This is a genomic window from Paludicola sp. MB14-C6 (genome assembly GCF_030908625.1).
Lineage (GTDB): Bacteria > Bacillota > Clostridia > Oscillospirales > Ruminococcaceae > Paludihabitans.
This window is the reverse complement of record NZ_CP133133.1, coordinates 1504428-1525877: the sequence shown is the minus strand read 5'-3', so window position 1 is coordinate 1525877 and position 21450 is coordinate 1504428. Positions and strand designations below refer to the sequence as shown.

Here is a 21450-nt window from a genome sequence, read left to right as displayed (position 1 = left end):
AATAGCTGTTTTTTCAAATAAGGATAAAACCATAGCACATCTCATAAAAGGAGTTACGCAATGGAAGAACTGTTTAAACCACTACTTTACATTGATTGGCGAACAATGATAATTACTCTTTGCAACTTCCTTATTTTAATGTTTATCTTAAAAAAGTTTTTATATAAACCTGTAAAAAAGGTTTTAGATGACCGCAAAACAGAAATTGAAAACATATATAATAAGGCCAATCAAACAAATGAAGAAGCTGCAAACTTAAAAACTGAATATGAAGAAAAATTAAGCGTTGCAAAAGATACCGCAAATACAATTGTCAAAGAAGCAACTCAAAAAGCACAGCTTCGCTCTGATGAAATTATTTCAGATGCACAAGATAAAGCTTCTGCATATATGGAACGTGCAACTGCACAAATGGAACAAGATAAGCGTAAAGCAGTAAACGAAATGAAAGACAGTATCACAGACTTAGCTTTGAGCGCTGCCCAACATGTAGTTTCCAAAGAGCTTACTCAAAAAGACCACGAGAAGTTGATTGAAGACTTCATTGAAAATGCAGGTGATATCAAATGGCAGAGTTAATACAAGTCACTTATGCAAACTCTCTTTTTGATGTAGTTGCTGCCAAAAGAATAGAAAGTGAAGTCAGAGAAGAACTAATTGCTTTAAAAGATATTTTTGAAGCACAGCCCGATTTTGTAAAATTACTTTCTTCTCCTGTTATCAGCAATCAAGAAAAACACCAAATGATTCACGAAACTTTTTTCAACAAAGTTTCGTTATATGTGTTGAATTTTTTCAAGGTGTTAGTGGATAATAATCGCTTTTCTCTTGTTTTAGAAATCATTTCAGAATATTGCAAACTTTATGATAAAAATGCCGGTATTATTGCTGTTACTGCAATAACCGCAGCCCCAATGAGTGATACGTTACAGCAAAGATTAACCAAACGATTATCCGAATCATCCGGCAAAACAATACGATTAACCACAATTGTGGATCCAGCTGTTCTCGGTGGTATTAAATTAAAGTATGACAATACTGAAATTGATGCAACCATTCAATCTAAATTACAGGAAATGAAACATACTATTCAACAAACTATTCTTTAGCATTTAAAAATTCAAATTCCAATGAGCGAATCTCAATCCCCAGTTGTGTCAGATTGACACGATGACTGATAGGAGGGTTATGATGGAAATTAAACCACAGGAAATAACAAGCCTAATCAAGCAGCAAATTGAGTCATATCAAGATAAAGTAACCCAAAACGATACCGGTACTGTTGTTACCGTTGGTGACGGCATTGCAAGGGTATATGGTTTGGAAAACTGTATGTCCAATGAGTTAATTCAATTCAACAACGATGTATATGGAATTGCTTTAAACTTAGAGCAAGACTTTGTTGGTGCTGTTTTATTAGGATCTGATGAAAATATAAAAGAGGGAGACCCTGTTAAACGTACCGGTAAGATTGTATCTGTACCGGTCGGCGAAGCATTGCTTGGAAGAGTTGTAAATGCTTTAGGTCAACCAATTGACGGTAAAGGCGCTATTTTATCAAATGAATTTCGTCCAATTGAATCTCCCGCCCCTGGTATTATTGAAAGAAAGAGCGTTAACAAACCACTTCAAACAGGAATAAAAGCAATTGACTCCATGATTCCAATTGGCCGTGGCCAACGTGAGTTAATTATCGGTGACCGTCAAACGGGTAAAACCGCGATTGTACTGGATACGATTATTAACCAAAAAGGTAAAGATGTCATTTGTGTATACGTTGCAATTGGACAAAAACGTTCAACTGTTGCGCAAGTTGTTGACACCTTAGAAAAAAACGGCGCAATGGATTATACCATCGTTGTTTCTGCAACGGCATCTGAGCTTGCACCATTACAATATATTGCACCTTATAGCGGTTGCGCTATGGGCGAATATTTTATGTATAAAGGAAAAGATGTTCTTTGTATTTATGATGACTTATCCAAACAAGCTGTTGCCTATCGTGCACTCTCTTTGCTTTTAAAGAGACCACCGGGACGTGAAGCTTACCCTGGTGATGTATTCTATTTACATTCCCGTTTATTAGAGCGTGCAGCAAATTTAAGCCCTGAAATGGGTGGAGGTTCGCTTACTGCGTTGCCAATTATCGAAACACAAGCAAGTGACGTTTCAGCTTATATACCTACAAACGTTATTTCCATTACAGACGGACAAATTTTCTTAGAAACCGAATTGTTCAATGCAGGTGTTCGCCCAGCGGTTAACCCTGGTATTTCCGTTTCCCGTGTTGGCGGTAACGCACAAATTAAAGCTATGAAAAAGGTTTCCGGTTCTTTGAAATTATTATATTCTCAATATAAAGAGTTGCAAGCATTCTCTCAATTTGGTTCTGACCTTGATAAAGATACCAAAGCGCGTTTAGCACAAGGTGCTCGCATTGTTCAGGTATTAAAACAAAATCAGAATTCACCAATTGCAGTAGAACATCAAGTAACCATTATTTATGCTGTTGTAAACAATCTTCTTGTAGATATTCCACTAGAAAACATTTTCGAATATGAAAAAGAACTGTTTACTTTTATGGAGGAACAACATAATGAAATTATGGATTCTATCCGTACTACGAAAGATTTAACAGATGAAAATAAAGCAAATCTGGAAGCTGCAATTAAAGAGTTTAATGAAAAATTCTTATTAACCAAATAACAAAGCAAATCTAGTTAAAAAATTTATTATATTAACCCGATTGAAAGGAGTGTTCTTATGGCTGGCGGCACAATGAAGGATATCAAACGCCGTATTAAAAGTATTGAAAGTACAGCACAAATAACCAACGCAATGGAGTTGGTTGCATCTTCGAAACTACGCCGTGCAAAAGAAAGAGCCTTAAACGCTGCTCCTTACTTTGAAACACTCTATCAAACAATTTCCGATATTTCCAATATGAACACCGATTTATCCTCCATTTATACAAAACCTCGAACGATAAAGTCCACCTTACTCATTGTTATTGCAGGAGATCGTGGACTTGCGGGTGGGTATAATGCGAATATATTAAAGCTTGCCAATACTCAAATTGAAGCTTGTAAAGAAAAAGGAATTGTTCCAAAGGTTTTAGCAATTGGGAAAAAAGCAGTTGAATATTACGAAAAACGAGATTTACTCCATGTAGGTTTTTCTAATATCGCAGAAGATTTAGATCAAACAAAAGTATTGCAAATTTCTCAAATTGCGGTTGACTTATTTAAAAGTGGTGAAGTGGATGAAATCTATATCTACTATACTCAATTTATCAGCGCTCTAAGTCAAGAACCTTACGCTTTAAAGGTTTTGCCAATTAGTGATATCAAAAATGGAACTGATACAAAACAGGTTCGACAACTTTGTATCTATGAGCCATCTCCCGAAGAAGTTTTCAATACCATTGTTCCGGATTACATTGGTGGTATGTTATATGGTGCCGTTGTAGAGTCTTTTGCTTCTGAACAAGGTGCTCGAAGAACTGCAATGGAATCTGCTACGGATAATGCAAAAGAAATGATTGATACACTATCACTAAGCTATAACCGTGCAAGACAAGCCGCAATTACCCAAGAATTAACCGAAATTATATCGGGTGCCGGAGCATTATAACCAGCCAGCGTGCCGCTGGAGGCAATATAAATCTTTTCTCAAAGAAACACATTTACCAATCTTAAAATAAAGGGGACAATCAAATGGACAAACATAACATAGGCAAAGTTGTTCAAATTATCGGACCTGTACTTGATATAAAGTTTGAAAAAAACTGTCTGCCAAATCTTTTAAACTCTATTGAAATCGAACATAACGGAAACAAAATAATCGTTGAAGTAGCCCAGCATATCGGTGACGATGTTGTTCGTTGTATTGCAATGAGTTCTACAGACGGTTTGGTTCGTGGTATGAATGCAATTGATACGGGCAGCCCAATTACTGTACCTGTTGGCGAACAAACGCTAGGCAGAATTTTTAACCTATTGGGTGAACCTGTTGATAATAAGCCTGCCCCTGAAACCAAAATACGTCTTCCAATCCACAGAGAAGCCCCTGCTTATGATGAACAACAAGCTTCATCTGAAATTTTGGAAACCGGCATCAAAGTAATCGATTTAATTGCACCTTACTTAAAAGGTGGTAAAATCGGTCTATTCGGTGGTGCAGGTGTAGGAAAGACTGTTTTAATTCAAGAGTTAATTAACAACGTTGCAAAACAACATGGTGGTATATCCGTATTTACTGGTGTTGGAGAACGTACCCGAGAAGGCAACGATTTATATAACGAAATGATTGAATCTGGAGTTATTGATAAAACAGCCTTGGTTTACGGTCAAATGAACGAACCCCCAGGAGCCAGAATGCGTGTTGGTCTATCTGGGCTTACTATGGCGGAATATTTCCGTGATGAAATGGGACAAGACGTATTGTTGTTTATTGATAATATCTTCCGCTTTACTCAAGCCGGATCCGAAGTATCTGCATTATTAGGACGTATGCCATCTGCGGTAGGATATCAACCAACATTAGCAACCGAAATGGGACAATTACAAGAACGTATTACTTCTACAAAACGTGGTTCTATTACATCCGTTCAAGCGGTTTATGTACCTGCGGACGATTTAACAGACCCTGCTCCTGCAACAACATTCTCTCACTTAGATGCAAAAACGGTATTATCCAGAAATATTGCTTCTTTGGGCATTTATCCGGCAGTAGATCCTTTAGATTCAACTTCAAGAGTGTTGACTCCTGAAATTGTTGGAGAAGAACACTACGAGGTAGCTCGAAAAGTACAAGCAACATTACAACGATATAAAGAGCTTCAAGATATTATCGCAATTCTTGGTATGGATGAGCTATCCGATGAAGATAAAGCTGTCGTAGCGAGAGCACGTCGTATTCAAAACTTCTTATCGCAGCCATTTACCGTTGCAGAACAGTTTATCGGTATACAAGGCAAATACGTTCCTGTTAGTGAAACCGTTCGTGGCTTTAAAGAAATTATCGAAGGCAAACATGATAATATCCCCGAATCTGCTTTCTTATTTGTTGGCGGTATCGATGAAGTATTAGAAAAAGCAAAATCTATGCAATCATAAGGAGGCGTTACTATGTCAACCTTTTCTTTAAAAGTAGTAACTCCTGAACGAGAATTGCTGAATGAAGAAGTCAGCCGTGTGATTGTTCGCACAACCAGTGGTGATATTGGAATATTAAAAGGCCACGCTAATTATATTGCTCCTTTGGAAATAGGACGAATGCGAATACAAATGCCGAATGGGGAAGAGCGCATTGCTGCAATTGCCGGAGGCATGATTAAAGTTGATGAACATGGAACTACCATTCTTACAAACATGTGCGAATGGAAAGAGGAAATTAACTTAGAACGAGCAAAAAAGGCTGAACAAAAAGCTCGATATTATTTAGATCATCCAACTCAAACTCATACGATAGAAATCGCTACGTTAAAATTAAAACGTGCATTAAATCGTATCAACATTTTTGAAGATTAGTAATAAAGCCCACGCTTGAAAAGCGTGAGCTTTTTTCTTTTATTCTGAATAACCTGCCATTTTTCCACAATTCGTTGTTGCGTTTGTGGAATATTTTATTGTATGTGCGTATTGCCTCATTGCTTTTGTAAAAAACAATATAATACCGAGTAACCCCATAAGTAGTCCTGTTCCAATAAAAATATACTTCAGACTTAAAACATCGGATAAAGGACCAAAAATCATCATCCCAATAGGCAATGCACCTGTTGAAATAATTTGTACAATGCTAAACACCCTACCTCTCATTTCGTCTTCAACCATTTCTTGAAGAAAAACAATAAACGGTGAGCTAAAGAACGGAAGCGCTAATCCGGCAACAACGTCCACAAATAGAAATAATATAATTGTATTTACCAAACCAATTCCACTAGTTAAAATACCTAGAACAATTGCGGATATGCCGATTGTATGTGTTTTGTTTTTAAATCCTCCCCATATGGTAATACCAATACCACCAACCATAGCTCCAATACTAAATGCCATTTCATTTGCTGTAAGCTTCCAAATTTCTGAACCATAGTTACGTGCAATCAATAATGGTGTCAGTATTGCTGCAGGAGAAAGCAATATGTTAATGCAAGCGCTAAAGATTATCATTGTTACTAATAATTTATTCTTCTTAATATAACAAAATCCACTAGCTATATCTCTAAAACAGCTTATCTTACTTTCTTGCGCTCTTTGTTGACATCTATCAATTTTAATAAAAAGTAAAACAGAGATTCCAATAATCGCAGTAAAAACATCAATAAAGAAAACCATTTCAATTCCAATTACCCCTAATACTGCTCCGCTAACCACAGGCGAAATCAAAGTTATCAATGAACAACATGTTTGATTCAATCCATTTACCTTCATTAACTTATCTTCGGGAACAAATTGCGGAATAATAGCATTTGTTGCCGGTGTTTGTACACCTGAGCCTAACGAACGAACAGCAGAAACAACAAATAACAGCCAAATTCTCTTAAACCCACAAAGAAAGAAAATTGCAAGAACTAAAGTAGATATAGCAATTAGCGCATCGGATATTACAATTAACTTTTTACGATCATATCGATCTGCCCAAACTCCTGCGAATAGGGAAATCAGAATTTGTGGTAGAAATCCACATAAAGTAGAAATGGTCATCATTGCACCCGATTTTGTTTGCAATGTGATATACCACATAATCGCAAATTGCACCAAAGATGAACCAAACAAAGAAATAGACTGGCTTGTAATAAAAAGCGTTATTTTCTTAACCCATTGATTGTCTTTTTCGAATACTTTCTCTTTCATATACCCTCCAATTATAAACTTAGTTACTTGTGTAAAACGGCTCTTAAAATATAAAATTTCTTCTTAACGTCGTATAAACTTTCCATATAATATCATATTAAACTTGACTACGCTATGTCATATTATAAAATATTATGTCGAGAACCCTGTAAAAGAAACACTAGAAGTGATGTTATGCAAAATGCAGGATTAGCCTTTTTACTGCATAAAATTATTGCGTAGCAGTTAAAAACTACTACGCAATAAAGTCTAACGTATTGGATCACAACAACCGTTTGAGTGATCCTTTTATTCTGATTGATCTTCTGTATTTCCACAATTCGTTGTTACGTTTGTGGAATATTTTATTGTATATGCATATTGCCTCATTGCTTTTGTAAAAAACATAATAATGCCCATCAAGCCCATTAGTACACCTGTCGCAATAAAAATATACTTTAAACTTATAGAATCAGATAGAGGGCCAAAAATCATCATTCCAATAGGCAATGCACTTGTTGAGATAATTTGTACAATACTAAATATACGACCTCTCATTTCGTTTTCCACCGTTTCTTGAAGTAAAACAATAGACGGAGAGCTAAAGAACGGAACCACAAATCCGGTAACGACAATAACAATTAAATATAAAACAAACGTATTTACAAAGCCAATTACAGCAGTTAAAATACCAAAAGCAATTGCTGCTATTCCAATTGTATGCGTTTTATTTTTAAATCCGCCCCAAAGAGTAATTATAATTCCACCTAGCAACGTTCCTATACTAAAAGCTACTTCATTTGCTGTAAGTCTCCATATTTCTGTACCATAGTTACGTGCAATTAACAATGGCGTCAAAATTGCCGCAGGGGCGACTAATATATTAAATACCCCGCTGAAGATTACAATTGTTACTAAGAAATTGCTTTTTTTAATATAGCGAAAACCGCTAATCATATCTCCAAAATAGCTTCTATTACTTTTGGAATCTACTTGTTGACAAGCATCAATTTTAATACAAAGCATAACAGAGATGCCAATGATTGCAGTAAAAACATCAATAAAGAAAACCATTTCAATTCCAATCATACCTAATACTGCGCCGCTTACTGCAGGTGATATCAAAAACATTAATGAATGAATCGTTTGATTCAATCCATTTACCTTCATTAACTTATCTTCGGGAACAAATTGTGGAATAATTGCATTTGTTGCAGGTGTTTGTACACCTGAGCCTAACGAACGAACAGCAGAAACAACAAATAACAGCCAGATGCTCTTAAATCCACAAAGAAAGAAAATAGCAAGAACTAAAGTAGATGCAGCAATCAATCCATCTGATATAACAATTAACTTTTTGCGGTCATATCGGTCTGCCCACACTCCTGCGAATAGGGAAATCAGAATTTGTGGTAAAAATCCACATAAAGTAGAAATGGTCATCATTGCACCCGATTTTGTTTGCAATGTGATATACCACATAATCGCAAATTGTACCAAAGATGAACCAAACAAAGAAATAGACTGACTTGTAATAAAAAGTGCTATTTTCTTAACCCATTGGTTGTCTTTTTCGAATACTTTCTCTTTCATACACCCTCCAATTTATAACAATTATCGCTATTATAATACAACCTTATTATAAAGTCAAATTATACCGAATTACATGTAAATACTTTCAAATTAAAGATATTGGTAGATTTATTAATTTTAATAAAAAAAATTTGATATACCTCTTGACACATAATACTATGCAATGTATAATATATCGCATAAGGTGGTGTAAAAATTGGATATACAATTAAAAAAAGGGCTATTAGAAATATGTGTGCTAAAGGTCATTTGCACCGAGCCTTCATATGGATACAAAATAATAGGTGACATTTCACAATACATCGAAATATCAGAATCGACTTTGTATCCTATATTAAAACGGCTCGAACAAGGTAATTGTTTAACGACTTTTACACAAGAATATAACGGTAGATTACGCAAATATTATATGATTACCGATATCGGAAGACAACGTATACAATTATTTAAACAAGAATGGCAGCAACTAAAAAGAATTTACGAATTTATTGTACAGGAGGAACCTTTATGCTAACACAGGATTTTTTATATCAGTTATCAATCAAACTTCAGCCTCTTCCCCCACAAGAAAAAGATAAAGCATTATCTTATTATGCAGAACTGATTTCCGATAAGATAGAAAACGGCGAGCAAGAACAAGACATCATTGCAAGCTTTGGAAATATTGATGAACTAGCACAAAGTATTTTAGCTGAAAATAACATTTATCCAAAAGCAAAGAAAAAACCAATCCATCCCGTTATCATTGTTCTTTTAATACTTTTTTCTCCTGTTATATTTGGCCTTACTGTAGCTGTTGCTTCAGTTATTTTTTCGTTTCTCGTTGCAGGATTTGCTTTCAGCCTATCTTTCTTATTAACTGCTCTTGCACTTGCGCTTGGCGGAATTTTTAGCTTTTTTACTTCATTCTTTGTTATAACAGCAAACCCTATTTTGTGTTTTATGCAAATTGGTGCAAGTTTTATTCTTTTAGGACTCGCAATCTTTTTTGGCATTGGTGGATTCTATATCGGAAAAGGTATTTATATGTTAACATCTTTAACTGCTAATAAAGTAAAACTACTATTTCAAAAGAGAGGTAACTAATATGAATAAAGCAATTAAAATATTAAGTATCATAGGTGGAAGTCTGCTGTTAGTGGGATTTGTTTTAGCCGTTCTTTCTTTTTCTATATTGGGTTTTGATTATAGAAAGTTAAATGCAAGTGAACCTAGCGAGAAAAAAATTGAACATTTTTCAGCCAACTCCATTCAAACAATAAAAACGGATTTCAATGACAAAAAAATTATTGTACGCCCAACTGACAACAAAGATATTACACTAACCTATTATCAATCAAAAAGAGAGCCATTTACAATTAACCAAGATGGCGATACTCTTTCTCTTGCAAACAGCATTCAAAATAATGAATTTAATCAAATTCGTTTCGGAATATTTTTTGGTGTTTCTCAAATTTCTTCTGCGGATGTTATCATTGATGTGCCAAGTAATTATAGCGGTAACTTTTACTTAGATACCTCCAATGGCTCTGTAGAAATTGCAAACTTATCGCAAGCAAAAGCGATTGACGTTCACAATTCAAATGGTTCCATTGCATTACGCAATTTAAAATGTACTACGTTAAAGGCGAGATCATCCAACTCAAGTATTTCAATTGAAAATGTAGTTGCAACTGATAGTATTATTGCTAACTCTTCAAATGGCAAACTAAAATTAACTCAAGTAACCGCTAATTCAGTTAATCTAAGAACCAGCAATGCATCAATTGAGTTAATCAATACAACCGCAACAACAAAAATGTCTGCAGAATCTTCAAATGGTAAAATCAGCATTGATAAAGTTATTTCGAATGATATCTACTTAAAATCATCAAACGGTAGTATTAAAGGCACAATTAACGGAAAACAAGAGGAATACTTTATCAAGTCCGATACATCAAATAGTTCTAGTAATCTTCCAAATAACTGGGGAAAAGGTCCGAAAAAACTTGAAGTGGAAACTTCAAATGCTTCAATTAACGTTGAATTTGTTGACTAGCATAAAGAAAACGAGCAGTAAAAACTGCTCGTTTTTTTATAGTCCCTTTGCAAACTTTTTATATAACCATAATCCTAAAATGATGCAAACCATTTTAATAATATTGATATCAATTGCAAAGCCAAAGGATAGTTTTATAACAGATAAATCCAAAGTAATCGGGTTAGGAACTCCAATTCCGATTTGCTGACCAAAATTGAGCCAATTTAAATAAGGTATATTCTTAACCAACTCCGAAAGTAATGCTCCGAGCGTAATTCCCGTAATAAAGAATAAAAGAAAAATAAACGTTTTCTTCCATTTCATAAACTGTCATCCTCTCAAATTTTGTATCACTTTATTGTTATGAGTTATTACTTGTAGATCCAAACCCTCCGTCGCCTCGAACGGTATCTTCTAGCTCTGCTACTTCATTCATCTGAGGAAGATAAATAGGGAATAAAACCATTTGGGCAACACGCTCATTCGGTTGGATAGTATAGCTTTCATTACTTTGATTTATTAAAGCAACAAGAATTTCTCCTCGATAATCGCTATCAATTACTCCAACACAGTTTGCTAGAGTAATCCCATGTTTCGTTGACAGTCCACTTCTAGCATACACCAAAGCAACAACATTTTCTGACGAAATACCAATTGCAATTCCGGTTGGTATTTTTACTGTTTGATTAGGTGCAATCGTAATCGCTTCTTTTATATCAGCATATAAATCATATCCCGCACTTCCCGCTGTTGCTCTTGTTGGAATAGTTGCAGTCTCACGAAGTCTTTTTATTTGTAAATCTTTCATTTCTGGTTGTCCTTTCTTATCATACAAGACAAAATCGGCTAAATCGAACGGTAATACAATCCTCTTGTAAATTCACCTTTCGTTGGTTCCTTTAATTGATACTTTTTAAAGATTTGATCAATTTGTGGTTTTGTTTCTACCGTAAAATATAATGTCGCAAAAGAACAGTTTCTCAGCTCATGCATTCTTTCTGCCATATACAACGGATTTGAATTTAATACTTCACTGTATTTTTTTTGATTGCAAATTACTCTAAAACGAACTCCTTTTCTGTCTGTTAGCTCTTTTGTACTGTTACAATCACTGCATTTATGTTTCGCCCGAATAGGACAATTCTTCATAATCATTAATGGCAAGTATCCATATACAATTAAGCCAAGTGGTTTTATCGCTCTAACGGTATTTGCTTTTTGAAGCTCTGTTTCAAAAGACAACGTGATATCAGTTACACCAAGCTCCGCTAATTTTTCTGCACTCCATGAGTTTGCACAATTTAAATAAGCTCCTGCATGAATGATATATCCCAACTCTTTTCCCATTTGAATATGAGCAAGATTATCTGCAATCAGCTTTGTATAGCCCTGTTCTTTTAACAATTTCAGCTTTTCAAATTGTGAGCGTTCCCATAAAAAGAGAATACGATACGGTTCAACAATAATCTTTTCTTTAAATGGTTCCAGCTCTTCTTGATGCTTAATTACTTCATCAATCGGGAGAATAATATACTGTAATTTATGAGCAATAGCTGTTGATATTTGTTCATACTTAGCAAACCTAGCACGATAAGCAGGATAATCTGTTGCAGCTTGTCCCTTCGCTTCTAATGTAATGTTCAAGTTGCAAGAAACAGAATGAATTTTTGCACGAATTGCATATAGTTCATCGCATGCGTTCCTTCGCAACTCATTCATTGCAGACATAGGAACAATCAAGCCCTCTCCAAGATCTGTTGTAAGAGTTTCTAAATAAAATGGTGTTCCACCTAATTTTGATAGGGAACGATGCACACTTTCTTGGTTCATTGGTGTCTTTTGTGCAATTTCAGGAGGGTTTCCGGTTACCGTTACCTGATTGTTATTTTTATCGGTAATTGTCAGAGAAATTGGTTTATTTTGATGTGCTGTAAAATGGAAATCCACTGCAACACAAGCTTGCTCTTTTTTATAAGTATTTTGTAAGCTTTTCAAAATCTGATTTGTCGTTGCAACAACATCTTCTTTTTGGCGATAGCCAAACATAGAAGCATCCGCCTTACCTGTTAAATAACCATCCGTAAAACCGCTGCGTGAAAATACCGCTTGTAATGTATCAATATCTGCTTCTTTTCCAATGATTGCGTTATGATATGCATTTGCAGCTGCTGCAACATATTCAGGACGTTTCATCCGTCCTTCTATTTTCAAAGAAGTAACACCCGCAAATTTCAATTCTTCAACATAGTTTATTAAGCAGCTGTCTTTTAACGATAAATCATATCCTGCAACAGCATTAGAGGTAAACGGTAAACGGCAAGTACCCGCACAATTTCCACGATTACCACTACGTGTTCCAATCATTCCACTCATATAGCATTGTCCGGAAACTGACATACAAAGCGCACCATGCACGAATACTTCGGTTTCAATATCTACAGTTTGCGCTATTTCTTTTATTTCTTGCAAGGTTAGCTCTCTTGCTAAGACAACACGAGCTACCCCTTGTTCTTTTAATAATTGTGCGCCTTTCACAGTATGCACAGCCATTTGCGTAGAAGCATGAATCGGCATAGATGGGCACATTTTTTGAACCAAAGACAATACGCCTAAATCTTGCACAATAATGGCATCAACGCCAAGCTCACAAGCCATTGCAATGCATTCTTTCGCACCTTCAAATTGGCTATCGAATAATATTGTATTAAAAGCAAGATATACGAAAACGCCCCTAGCGTGACAATAAGCTATTGCCTCCCTAAGGTCGTTATAATCAAAGTTCTTTGCACTTTGTCTTGCAGAAAAATCTTTCATTCCTAAATAAACTGCATTAGCGCCATTTTGCACAGCTGCAATTACAGATTCCATATCTCCGGCAGGGCAAAGCACTTCTAGTGCTTTCGGTACTTCTATTTTATTGGTTGGGTTGTTCATTCCTAATTTCCTTTTTGAGAATACGTTGCTATTTTTACTTGCAGCATTTCATTTTGTTGACGCAACGCTTCCACTTCTTTTTTTAATTCCATAATTTGAGTTCTTGCTTTTGTTGCTTCCTCTAAGTAATCAATGACTTGTTTTCTTAAGTTGTCTTTATCTGAAGCAGCTTTCATACAATCATCCATCAGTCCTAGTGAAACAAGCATACTTGCAGAAGTAACAGATACTGTTTCATTTTGAGACATAAAGTCTTCAATTCTAGAATCGAGTGCTTCTGCTATTTTTTTTACATAACTTACACTTTCATCTGTTTGAATTGTATATTCTTTTCCGCACAAAACGATTTTTATCTTATTCATATTTCACACTCCGGTCTTTTCTTGATTGCATCAATCATAATAAAAAATAGTATATTACCTTTTATACTCAATATACCATTAATTATAATACAACGGTTTGATTTTGTAAAGAAGCAAACCTCGTAAACAATACCAATTCTCATTTAAAACAACAATTATTAATTTTGAAAAAACCGCATAAAACGAAGCTTTTTTCAAATATTTTTAGATCTTTTAAATAGAATTGGTATAACGAGGTTTGCTTCTTTCTTTTTTATTATTCTGTTAATCTTCCAACTGAGCAGTATATAATTGATAATAATGGTTTTTCTTTTCCATTAACTCTTCATGACTACCACTTTCAATAATTCCTTTATTAGATACATACATAATGCGATTACAGTTTTTGATTGTAGAAAGTCTATGTGCAATAATAAATGAAGTTCTTCCTTTCAGCAAGGCTTGTAAGCCCTCTTGTAACAGCTTTTCTGTTTTGGCATCAATCGAAGACGTTGCTTCATCCAAAACTAATATTTTAGGATTACAAAGTAAGGTTCTAGCAAAAGCAATTAACTGCTTTTGACCTTGAGAAAGTCGAGATCCTCTTTCATTTACTTGTGTTTCATAGCCCTTTTCCATTTCCATAATAAAGTCATGTGCACGAACTGTTTTACAAGCTGCAATTACTTCTTCTTCAGTTGCATCTAATCGACCATATTTAATATTTTCCATAATGGTTCCGGAAAAAATAAAGCTATCTTGAAGCATAATTCCCATTTGAGAACGCAAAGAATGCAGCGTTACTTTAGAAATATCATTTCCATCAATTAAAACTTTTCCTTCGTTTATATTATAAAAACGAGATATTAAGTTTACAATGGTGGTTTTTCCTGCACCCGTTGGGCCAACCAATGCAATGGATTCACCCGGTTTGATATCTAAATCTAAGTGTTCTAAAATATTTGTTGTTCCATCATAGGAAAAAGTAACATCATCAAATACAACTCTTCCTTCAATTGCAGGTAAAATGGTTGCGTCAACTGCATCATCAATTGTAATTTCTTCATCTAATGTTTCAAAAATACGCTCTAAATAAGCAATACCGTTAATAAAAGTATTATATAAGTTTGCTAATGATAAAATTGGTTGCCAGAATCGCCATGCATAAGAAGCCACCGCAATGAGTGTACCAATTTTAACACTAGGGCCTAAGTAAAACAATCCTACTATATACAAGCCGCCAACTACGATTGTAGAAATATTATCTACAGAATACCAAACTAAGTTTGATGTATACTGTGCTTTCATCCAGCTCTTCACATGCTTTTTATTTAATTTATCAAAAATCTCAGCATTTTCTTCTTCTCGAGTAAAGGCTTGTGTAATTTTAGCTCCATCTAAGCTTTCATGTAGATAAGCATTTAAGTTAGAGCCTTTATTGGATACATCTTGCCATGCTCTTCTTTGTGCAGGTTTGATTAAGATTGCAATAACTAAGAACAATGGAATTCCGGCTACAACAACCAAGCTTAACGGCACACTTCTTGAGAACATGAATGCTGCAATAATAAGTAAGTTGAAAATTTCAAGAATGAAGTTGATAATACCATTCGACAATAAATCTGATACATTATTAACGTAGTTAATAACCCTTGTCAAAATCTTACCATGAGGACGATCATCATAATATTGAAACGGAAGTTTTTGCAAATGCTCAAACAAATCCTTACGAATATCATAAATAATTTCTTGTCCAACAATTGTCATATAGCGAGAACGCATAATTGCAAAAGCAATACTGATAACAATACTAAGCAATAATCCAATTGAAAGCAAAATCAACATTTTCATATCCTTATGAGGGATTGCAACGTTAATTCCTTTTTCAACTAAAAGCGGGCCACACAAAGCAGCAACTGCTGAGAGTCCTGATAAAATCATAGACAAAATCATTTTCTTTGCGTGTTTTTTAATATACTTTCCAGCACGTTTTAAATGCTTCAAGCTAAATGGTGATTCTAGTGTTTCGTCAATATCAAATCGATTTCTAGCCATGTATAACACCCCCTAAGCTATTTTCTTGCCCATTTTGGAGCATATACACTTCTTTATAGTATCCGTCTTGGTTAATCAATTCTTTATGAGTTCCAACTTGAATGATTTCACCTTTATCTAATACAATAACTTTATCTGCTTTTTTGGTGGTAGAAATACGTTGTGCAACAATAATTTTTGTGCAAGAAAAATCCAAATGATTCAATTCATTTTGAATATACTTCTCTGTTTCCAAGTCTACTGCAGAAGTTGTATCATCTAGAATTAAGATAGATGGTTTAACAGCCAAAGCACGTGCTAACGCTATTCTTTGTTTTTGTCCACCAGAAAGACCTGTTCCACGTTCACCGATAACCGTATCAAAGCCTTGCGGAAGCTTTTCAATAAAATCAACACAAGCAGCTTTTGCAAACTTGGCCACTTCTTCTTCGCTTAATTTGGTATCACCATATGCAATATTTCCGTCAACCGTATCGGAAAATAAAAAGACATCTTGTGTTGCAATACCAATAGAAGAACGAAGCTTATGTAAATCCCAACGATTTACGGGAATTTCGTCAATTAATAATTCTCCTTTTTTAATATCCATAAACCGAGGAATTAAATTAACTAATGAAGTTTTTCCGGATCCGGTTGAGCCCATAATGGCAACTGTTTCACCTTTTTTAATTTCGAGGTTAATATTTTTCAACACTTCAGCATTATGCATGTTAAAACAAACATTTTTAAATGTGATATTTCCTTCTATTCTTTCTTCTTTATTTTTTGCATCATGACGAGACGCAATCGTAGAACGAGAATAGTATAATTCAATAATTTTAGAAGCACTTGCAAAGAAACGTTGTAAGTCATTTACCAACATACCAATCATACGCATTGGATTGGTTAGTGTCCAACAAAGTCCATTAAAAACAGTAAACGTACCAATGGATATTCTTCCAATAATCAAGAAGTAGCCGCCTACTAATAAAACAGCAATAGAAAGTGCTTGGGAAAATCCATCTATGTAAGGGCAGTATTTTAACCACAACATGGTTGCTTTTAAATTTGCTTTTTTGAAGTCTTCATTCTTTTTATCAAATTTATTGATTTCTTGCTCTTCTTGTGCAAATGCTTTTACCACACGATTTCCTGATATATTTTCTTGTGCACAAGTATTTAATTGAGAGAGTCTTTCTCTCAAATCAACATAGAGAGGACCAACTTTTTTTCCGAACTTTACTGTAAAAATTAAAATAACCGGAGTAAAAATTAACACACAACCCGCAAGCAAAGGATCTAAAACAATAAAGCAAATTGCGGTAGATGTAAATAAAACGATGGAATCGATTATCATTCGAAATACCCACGCTACAGTATGACGAATCATATCCATATCACCGGTTAAGCGTGTCATTAAGTCACCAGTTCTGTTTTGACTGTAAAAATGCATATCTTGACATTGCATATTTTTATATAAGTGTCCACGTAACTTATATATTAGTTTTTGAGAACAACTTTCATATGTCATTACTGACAAATAGCAAAATGAGGTTCTGCAAAGTGTAAATACAATTAAAAAGACCACCCAAAAAATAAGTGTGTTAATCAATTCTTGAGTAACAGCAGTCCCTTTAGAAATTGGTGTAAATACGTTGTCCATAATTTGACCGATAATAAGCGAGTTACCCATGCAGGATGCCGCCAAAATTACGGTTGAGAAAAGCGCAAATATGTATCTGACTCGAAAGCCCTTCATATTTTGCCAAATCCATCTGATTTGAAACATAAATAATATCCCTCCATCTGTGAATCACGAAACCGTTTTCATAATTCATTTTTTCTTTTTAAACAGATATAATATATTATAGCGAGTTCCCCAAAAAAAGAAAGGCTTTTTGAAAAGTTAACTGTTGTATTTATACACAAATTTTCGGTAAAATACTATATAAAAATACTAATTCAATTAAAAAACCTGTTTATCTGCTTGTTATTTCAATCAAACATATCTATAATAGGGAATAGAGTAATATTTAACCATACTTGTTTGATCGTGGGGGTAGGTTTATGATTTCTATAATTAGTAGTATTGGTCTAATGGGACTAACCGCTTACACCGTAGAAGTGGAAGCCGATTTATCAACCGGTTTGCCTCGTTTTGACATCGTTGGTCTTCCGGATGCCGCTGTAAAAGAAAGTCGTGATCGTGTTTGTTCCGCAATAAAAAATTGTGGTTATGAAATTCCTGTAGGTAAAATTACCATCAATCTTGCTCCTGCCGATATTCGAAAGCTTGGATCTCTTTATGATGTTGCAATTCTTGTTGCTCTTTTAGATACAACAGGTCAATTGCTAGCCAATCATGATACATCTGTTTATTTAGGCGAGTTATCGTTAAGCGGTGAGATCCGTCCGATTAACGGAGTACTACCTATGACCATTCATGCAAAAGAAGCGGGATTTCAACGTATTTTTGTTCCAAAACAAAATGCAGAAGAAGCAAGCGTTGTAGATGGAATTGAAATCTACGGCGTTTCTCACATTAGCGAACTCATCAAATTCTTGACGAATGCGATAACAATAGAACCGCAAAAAAAGATTGAATTTGCTTCCACTCAAGATTTATTTGTTCCCGATTTTTCCGAAGTAAAAGGTCAGCATTCTGCTCGTCGTGCATTAGAAATTGCAGCTGCAGGAGGGCATAATGCTCTGCTGATTGGTCCTCCGGGTTCTGGAAAAAGTATGTTAGCAAAGCGAATTCCCTCTATTTTGCCCGATATGACCTTTGAAGAAAGCATTGAAACCACAAAAATCCATAGCATTGCAGGTCTATTACCTCAAAATGTTCCACTGATTACAACGAGACCTTTCCGTTCTCCTCATCATACCGTTTCACCTGCAGGTCTTTCAGGCGGTGGAAGCATTCCCAAGCCCGGGGAAATCAGCCTTGCACATAACGGCGTTTTGTTCTTAGATGAACTACCCGAATTTTCCCGTCCTGCAATGGAAATATTACGCCAACCGATTGAAGACGGTAAAGTAACCATATCTCGGGTAAATGGAACGCTCACTTATCCTTGCTCTATTATGCTGATTGCTGCAATGAATCCTTGCCCATGCGGTTATTTTGGACATCCAACCAGACCATGTACTTGTTCTTCCAATAAAGTAGCTCAATACCTTGCAAAAGTCTCGGGGCCGTTGCTCGACCGATTGGATTTACATATTGATGCTATGCCGGTTGAGTTTGATCATATTTCCTCTACTGCACATTCTGAATCCTCTGCTGAAATTAAAAAGAGGGTAGATGCCGCACGAAAAATTCAAAATGAACGCTTTTTGAATACCGAGATTACTTGCAATGCAAGAATCACTCCAGCATTACTACAAAGAACCTGCCCAATTAGCGAAAGTGGAATGCAGCTATTGCGAAATGCTTTTGACAAGCTTGGTCTTTCTGCTCGTGCCTATGACCGTATTTTAAAAGTTTCTCGTACGATTGCTGATTTAGACAATAGTGAAGTGTTAGAAAGCCGACATATCGCAGAAGCCATTCAATACAGAAGTTTAGACCGAAAATACTGGTTGAGTAATAAGTAGGATGTGAAAAAATGAATCTATTTCAAAAAATATATAGTAAACGAAAAAATGGAGCAAGTTGTATTGGTTTTATTGTAGGCGCTGACGGTCCTGCTGACCCTGAAAGAGAAAAACAGAATAATGCTTTTTTAGAATATGCGGCAACGAAAATACAACCAAATGCTCGACCTTTTAATGAAATTGGACACTATTTAGAAAAAAAATATAATGCAAAAGAAACTGAAATAGATCCATTTCGTTTTAAAACAACCAAAGCACAGATTATTCTAAATCATTATTCTCATTTGATAACATACCCAAAACCACTTTCTGAAAATCCAACACAGAAAGAGCGTAAACGTTATTTTGAATGCGATACTTCTTGGGAACAAGCTTTAAATTATCCAATTGAAAAACTAAATTTAGATTTGCATCAGTTTGAAATGAAAACAGATTCGAATGAACCGATTAATGTCAGAGTAGATTTTATTACGGAATATATTGAAGTAAGAAATGCACCTGACGATATTACAATTGATTTACTCTATTTTACAGGGGTTTCAAAAGAGGATATTGATACCAAATCATTCCGCTTTCAAGCATATGCACATCACCTTAAAGAAATAGGACAACTATAAACAAAACCCAATGGAATAAACCATTGGGTTTTCAGTCTGAAGAAAAAGCCCGATTTTGGCGTAACCAAAGTCGGGCTTTTGAATATATGGTTGAAAATTTGAAAAAAGTGCAAAGGATACAAAAAGGAGAGTTCACCCTCCACTTATGTATTGCCAGCTTTTTAAGGTTCATGCACGCAAATTTAAGCCTAACCCAGTTTGTTACTTGGGCAAGACCTCGATAAGGTGTATAACGCATTGCGTATTTTTCTTTCGCATCAGCAAAAACTCGCTCAATCGTTTCTTTTCGCTGTGCATAAAGATCTTTGTATTTTATTGCATAACGAATATCTGAAACTTGCTCTAAGTACTCATGCCAAACATGAACTGTGTATTGTTTCTGGAATTCTTTACTTTCAGTGCATTTGTAACGAAACCCACAGATTTTACAGTCGTTTGGATTGCTTTTAAATTCTTTGTATCCTTCTCTATTCGTGGTGGAATAGTGTAAAACTTTATTGTTTGGACATACTACACAGTCAAAATATTCATCATATGAAAAATCATATTTCTTAAAAAAGCCTTGTTTTGTCATTGGTCTACGATATGGTACTAATAAATCTTTTCCATCATCTATAAGTCTTTTTGCAATATAGGGAGTATTGTAGGCACTATCTGCCACTATTGTTTGGATTTCGGGGTGGTTTTCTTTTAATTTATCATACAAATCATCGAATGCTACGCTGTCATGTACATTGCCTGCTGTTACATGAACATCTACAATGTAGCCTTTTTTGTCACAAGCTGTATGTGCTTCATAAGCAAGGCATTTCTTATGCTCTCCTTTATGAAATACACCGCTTTCAGGGTCAGTGGTTGATTCATTGATGATTTTTTCTTCTATTTTAGGTGGCTTTGTATCGTCAAATGGCTTTTTTTTATGTTCTTCTCTATCTTTATTGATTTCGTCCATTAGTTGTTTCTCATAATGTTTTGCTGCTACGGGGATTGATTTCTTTACAACCTTTTTTATATTTGCATTTGCTTTTATATGGGTTCCATCTACAAATACCACCTCTGGGTCAAGATATCCCATATCATTGATTTCATTCAATATCCAGTTGAAAATGCATGCAATAGTATTCTCGTTAAATCTATGTTTAAAGGCATAACTTATTGTTGTAAAGTGAGGTATTTGTTCTGTCATTAAATATCCTAAAAACCAACGATATGCACAGTTCATTTGTACTTCTTCTACCAATTTGCGCAACGAACTTATTCCATACAAATGTTGTATTAAGACCATTTTGATTAGTACTACTGGGTCTATGCTTGGTCTTCCATTATCTTTACAATACAAATCCTCTACGAAATCATATATATGACAGAAATCCACTGCACTATCTATTTTTCTAAGCAAATGTTCTGCTGGAATAAATTCTTCTAAGCACAAAAACTCTACTTGTGTTCGGTCTTTTTTAGCTTTAACTAACATTTAA

At 35.0% G+C, this 21450-nt stretch carries 20 protein-coding genes; 11 read left to right on the top strand and 9 right to left on the bottom strand.

Translation table 11 applies throughout. The annotated features are described in order from the left end of the window. The first annotated feature begins 60 nt into the window (after nucleotides 1-60). The 6 genes from atpF (at nucleotide 61) to atpC (ending at nucleotide 5531) form a co-directional block, all read left to right on the top strand. Nucleotides 61-579, top strand: a complete 519-nt coding sequence (gene atpF / locus RBG61_RS07380) for a F0F1 ATP synthase subunit B (protein WP_307942280.1) — start codon at nucleotides 61-63, stop codon at nucleotides 577-579. Next, the gene (gene atpH, locus RBG61_RS07375) at nucleotides 567-1109 is read left to right on the top strand and encodes an ATP synthase F1 subunit delta (RefSeq protein WP_307942279.1); all 543 of its coding nucleotides are present in this window, start codon (nucleotides 567-569) and stop codon (nucleotides 1107-1109) included. Before atpF ends, atpH begins: the two co-directional genes overlap by 13 nt. Nucleotides 1110-1191: 82 nt before the next feature. Continuing rightward, on the top strand, nucleotides 1192-2706 hold the full coding sequence (gene atpA / locus RBG61_RS07370; protein WP_307942278.1) for a F0F1 ATP synthase subunit alpha: 1515 nt from the start codon (nucleotides 1192-1194) through the stop codon (nucleotides 2704-2706). Between the two features lie 57 nt (nucleotides 2707-2763). After that, nucleotides 2764-3633 carry an ATP synthase F1 subunit gamma gene (gene atpG, locus RBG61_RS07365; protein ID WP_307942277.1) on the top strand — a complete coding sequence of 290 codons (870 nt, stop codon included), beginning with the start codon at nucleotides 2764-2766 and terminating at the stop codon, nucleotides 3631-3633. Between the two features lie 83 nt (nucleotides 3634-3716). After that, entirely contained in the window at nucleotides 3717-5117 is a 1401-nt protein-coding gene (atpD, locus tag RBG61_RS07360; RefSeq protein ID WP_307942276.1) for a F0F1 ATP synthase subunit beta, read from the top strand. A gap of 12 nt (nucleotides 5118-5129) precedes the next feature. Then, nucleotides 5130-5531, top strand: a complete 402-nt coding sequence (gene atpC / locus RBG61_RS07355; RefSeq protein WP_307942275.1) for an ATP synthase F1 subunit epsilon — start codon at nucleotides 5130-5132, stop codon at nucleotides 5529-5531. Nucleotides 5532-5570: 39 nt separating this feature from the next. On the opposite strand, the gene RBG61_RS07350 is transcribed toward atpC, so the two are convergent. Further along, the gene (locus RBG61_RS07350) at nucleotides 5571-6854 is read right to left on the bottom strand and encodes an MFS transporter (RefSeq protein ID WP_307942273.1); all 1284 of its coding nucleotides are present in this window, start codon (nucleotides 6852-6854) and stop codon (nucleotides 5571-5573) included. 288 nt (nucleotides 6855-7142) lie between these two features. Continuing rightward, complete coding sequence (locus RBG61_RS07345) at nucleotides 7143-8426, bottom strand: MFS transporter (RefSeq protein WP_307942271.1); 1284 nt, start codon at nucleotides 8424-8426, stop codon at nucleotides 7143-7145. A 196-nt stretch (nucleotides 8427-8622) separates the two neighbouring features. Here RBG61_RS07345 and RBG61_RS07340 point away from each other — a divergent pair, with 196 nt between their 5' ends. From RBG61_RS07340 to RBG61_RS07330, 3 genes are read left to right on the top strand one after another with little or no spacing between them, the layout of a single operon-like run. Continuing rightward, nucleotides 8623-8940: a PadR family transcriptional regulator gene (locus tag RBG61_RS07340; protein WP_307942270.1), complete on the top strand. Its 318-nt coding sequence runs from the start codon at nucleotides 8623-8625 to the stop codon at nucleotides 8938-8940. Further along, a complete protein-coding gene (locus RBG61_RS07335) occupies nucleotides 8934-9512 on the top strand; it encodes a DUF1700 domain-containing protein (RefSeq protein WP_307942269.1) in 579 nt (192 codons plus the stop codon). The genes RBG61_RS07340 and RBG61_RS07335 overlap by 7 nt, the downstream gene beginning before the upstream one ends. A gap of 1 nt (nucleotide 9513) precedes the next feature. After that, a complete protein-coding gene (locus RBG61_RS07330; protein ID WP_307942267.1) occupies nucleotides 9514-10464 on the top strand; it encodes a DUF4097 family beta strand repeat-containing protein in 951 nt (316 codons plus the stop codon). A 36-nt stretch (nucleotides 10465-10500) separates the two neighbouring features. On the opposite strand, the gene RBG61_RS07325 is transcribed toward RBG61_RS07330, so the two are convergent. From RBG61_RS07325 to RBG61_RS07300, 6 genes are all read right to left on the bottom strand, one after another. Continuing rightward, entirely contained in the window at nucleotides 10501-10770 is a 270-nt protein-coding gene (locus RBG61_RS07325) for a DUF4321 domain-containing protein (protein ID WP_307942265.1), read from the bottom strand. A 37-nt stretch (nucleotides 10771-10807) separates the two neighbouring features. Beyond that, a complete protein-coding gene (gene dut, locus RBG61_RS07320; RefSeq protein WP_307942264.1) occupies nucleotides 10808-11254 on the bottom strand; it encodes a dUTP diphosphatase in 447 nt (148 codons plus the stop codon). Nucleotides 11255-11292: 38 nt separating this feature from the next. Further along, the gene (locus tag RBG61_RS07315; RefSeq protein WP_307942263.1) at nucleotides 11293-13380 is read right to left on the bottom strand and encodes a peptidase U32 family protein; all 2088 of its coding nucleotides are present in this window, start codon (nucleotides 13378-13380) and stop codon (nucleotides 11293-11295) included. Nucleotides 13381-13382: 2 nt separating this feature from the next. Beyond that, on the bottom strand, nucleotides 13383-13742 hold the full coding sequence (locus tag RBG61_RS07310; RefSeq protein ID WP_307942262.1) for a cell division protein ZapA: 360 nt from the start codon (nucleotides 13740-13742) through the stop codon (nucleotides 13383-13385). A gap of 264 nt (nucleotides 13743-14006) precedes the next feature. After that, nucleotides 14007-15776, bottom strand: coding sequence for an ABC transporter ATP-binding protein (locus RBG61_RS07305; RefSeq protein ID WP_307942261.1), 1770 nt, complete (start codon nucleotides 15774-15776; stop codon nucleotides 14007-14009). Beyond that, nucleotides 15769-17544: an ABC transporter ATP-binding protein gene (locus RBG61_RS07300; protein ID WP_307942260.1), complete on the bottom strand. Its 1776-nt coding sequence runs from the start codon at nucleotides 17542-17544 to the stop codon at nucleotides 15769-15771. Before RBG61_RS07300 ends, RBG61_RS07305 begins: the two co-directional genes overlap by 8 nt. Before the next feature lie 278 nt (nucleotides 17545-17822). On the opposite strand from RBG61_RS07300, the gene RBG61_RS07295 reads away from it, so the two are divergent. Both RBG61_RS07295 and RBG61_RS07290 read left to right on the top strand, forming a co-directional pair. Continuing rightward, the gene (locus RBG61_RS07295; RefSeq protein WP_307942258.1) at nucleotides 17823-19355 is read left to right on the top strand and encodes a YifB family Mg chelatase-like AAA ATPase; all 1533 of its coding nucleotides are present in this window, start codon (nucleotides 17823-17825) and stop codon (nucleotides 19353-19355) included. Between the two features lie 11 nt (nucleotides 19356-19366). Next, nucleotides 19367-19972 (top strand): hypothetical protein, encoded by a 606-nt coding sequence (locus RBG61_RS07290; RefSeq protein ID WP_307942257.1) that lies wholly within the window; start codon nucleotides 19367-19369, stop codon nucleotides 19970-19972. Nucleotides 19973-20003: 31 nt separating this feature from the next. Here the strand turns inward: RBG61_RS07290 and RBG61_RS07285 are convergent, their stop codons facing one another. Continuing rightward, the gene (locus RBG61_RS07285; RefSeq protein ID WP_307942256.1) at nucleotides 20004-21446 is read right to left on the bottom strand and encodes an IS1182 family transposase; all 1443 of its coding nucleotides are present in this window, start codon (nucleotides 21444-21446) and stop codon (nucleotides 20004-20006) included. Nucleotides 21447-21450: the final 4 nt, after the last annotated feature.

Bases quoted from the DNA above. Each gene is read 5' to 3' on its own strand.
- RBG61_RS07290 (WP_307942257.1), top strand. From the start codon at position 19,367: ATGAATCTATTTCAAAAAATATATAGTAAACGAAAAAATGGAGCAAGT.
- RBG61_RS07315 (WP_307942263.1), bottom strand. From the start codon at position 13,380: ATGAACAACCCAACCAATAAAATAGAAGTACCGAAAGCACTAGAAGTG.
- RBG61_RS07300 (WP_307942260.1), bottom strand. From the start codon at position 17,544: ATGTTTCAAATCAGATGGATTTGGCAAAATATGAAGGGCTTTCGAGTC.
- atpH (WP_307942279.1), top strand. From the start codon at position 567: ATGGCAGAGTTAATACAAGTCACTTATGCAAACTCTCTTTTTGATGTA.
- RBG61_RS07345 (WP_307942271.1), bottom strand. From the start codon at position 8,426: ATGAAAGAGAAAGTATTCGAAAAAGACAACCAATGGGTTAAGAAAATA.
- atpC (WP_307942275.1), top strand. From the start codon at position 5,130: ATGTCAACCTTTTCTTTAAAAGTAGTAACTCCTGAACGAGAATTGCTG.
- RBG61_RS07335 (WP_307942269.1), top strand. From the start codon at position 8,934: ATGCTAACACAGGATTTTTTATATCAGTTATCAATCAAACTTCAGCCT.
- atpF (WP_307942280.1), top strand. From the start codon at position 61: ATGGAAGAACTGTTTAAACCACTACTTTACATTGATTGGCGAACAATG.
- dut (WP_307942264.1), bottom strand. From the start codon at position 11,254: ATGAAAGATTTACAAATAAAAAGACTTCGTGAGACTGCAACTATTCCA.
- RBG61_RS07295 (WP_307942258.1), top strand. From the start codon at position 17,823: ATGATTTCTATAATTAGTAGTATTGGTCTAATGGGACTAACCGCTTAC.
- atpA (WP_307942278.1), top strand. From the start codon at position 1,192: ATGGAAATTAAACCACAGGAAATAACAAGCCTAATCAAGCAGCAAATT.
- RBG61_RS07310 (WP_307942262.1), bottom strand. From the start codon at position 13,742: ATGAATAAGATAAAAATCGTTTTGTGCGGAAAAGAATATACAATTCAA.
- atpG (WP_307942277.1), top strand. From the start codon at position 2,764: ATGGCTGGCGGCACAATGAAGGATATCAAACGCCGTATTAAAAGTATT.
- RBG61_RS07330 (WP_307942267.1), top strand. From the start codon at position 9,514: ATGAATAAAGCAATTAAAATATTAAGTATCATAGGTGGAAGTCTGCTG.
- RBG61_RS07325 (WP_307942265.1), bottom strand. From the start codon at position 10,770: ATGAAATGGAAGAAAACGTTTATTTTTCTTTTATTCTTTATTACGGGA.
- RBG61_RS07285 (WP_307942256.1), bottom strand. From the start codon at position 21,446: ATGTTAGTTAAAGCTAAAAAAGACCGAACACAAGTAGAGTTTTTGTGC.
- RBG61_RS07350 (WP_307942273.1), bottom strand. From the start codon at position 6,854: ATGAAAGAGAAAGTATTCGAAAAAGACAATCAATGGGTTAAGAAAATA.
- atpD (WP_307942276.1), top strand. From the start codon at position 3,717: ATGGACAAACATAACATAGGCAAAGTTGTTCAAATTATCGGACCTGTA.
- RBG61_RS07305 (WP_307942261.1), bottom strand. From the start codon at position 15,776: ATGGCTAGAAATCGATTTGATATTGACGAAACACTAGAATCACCATTT.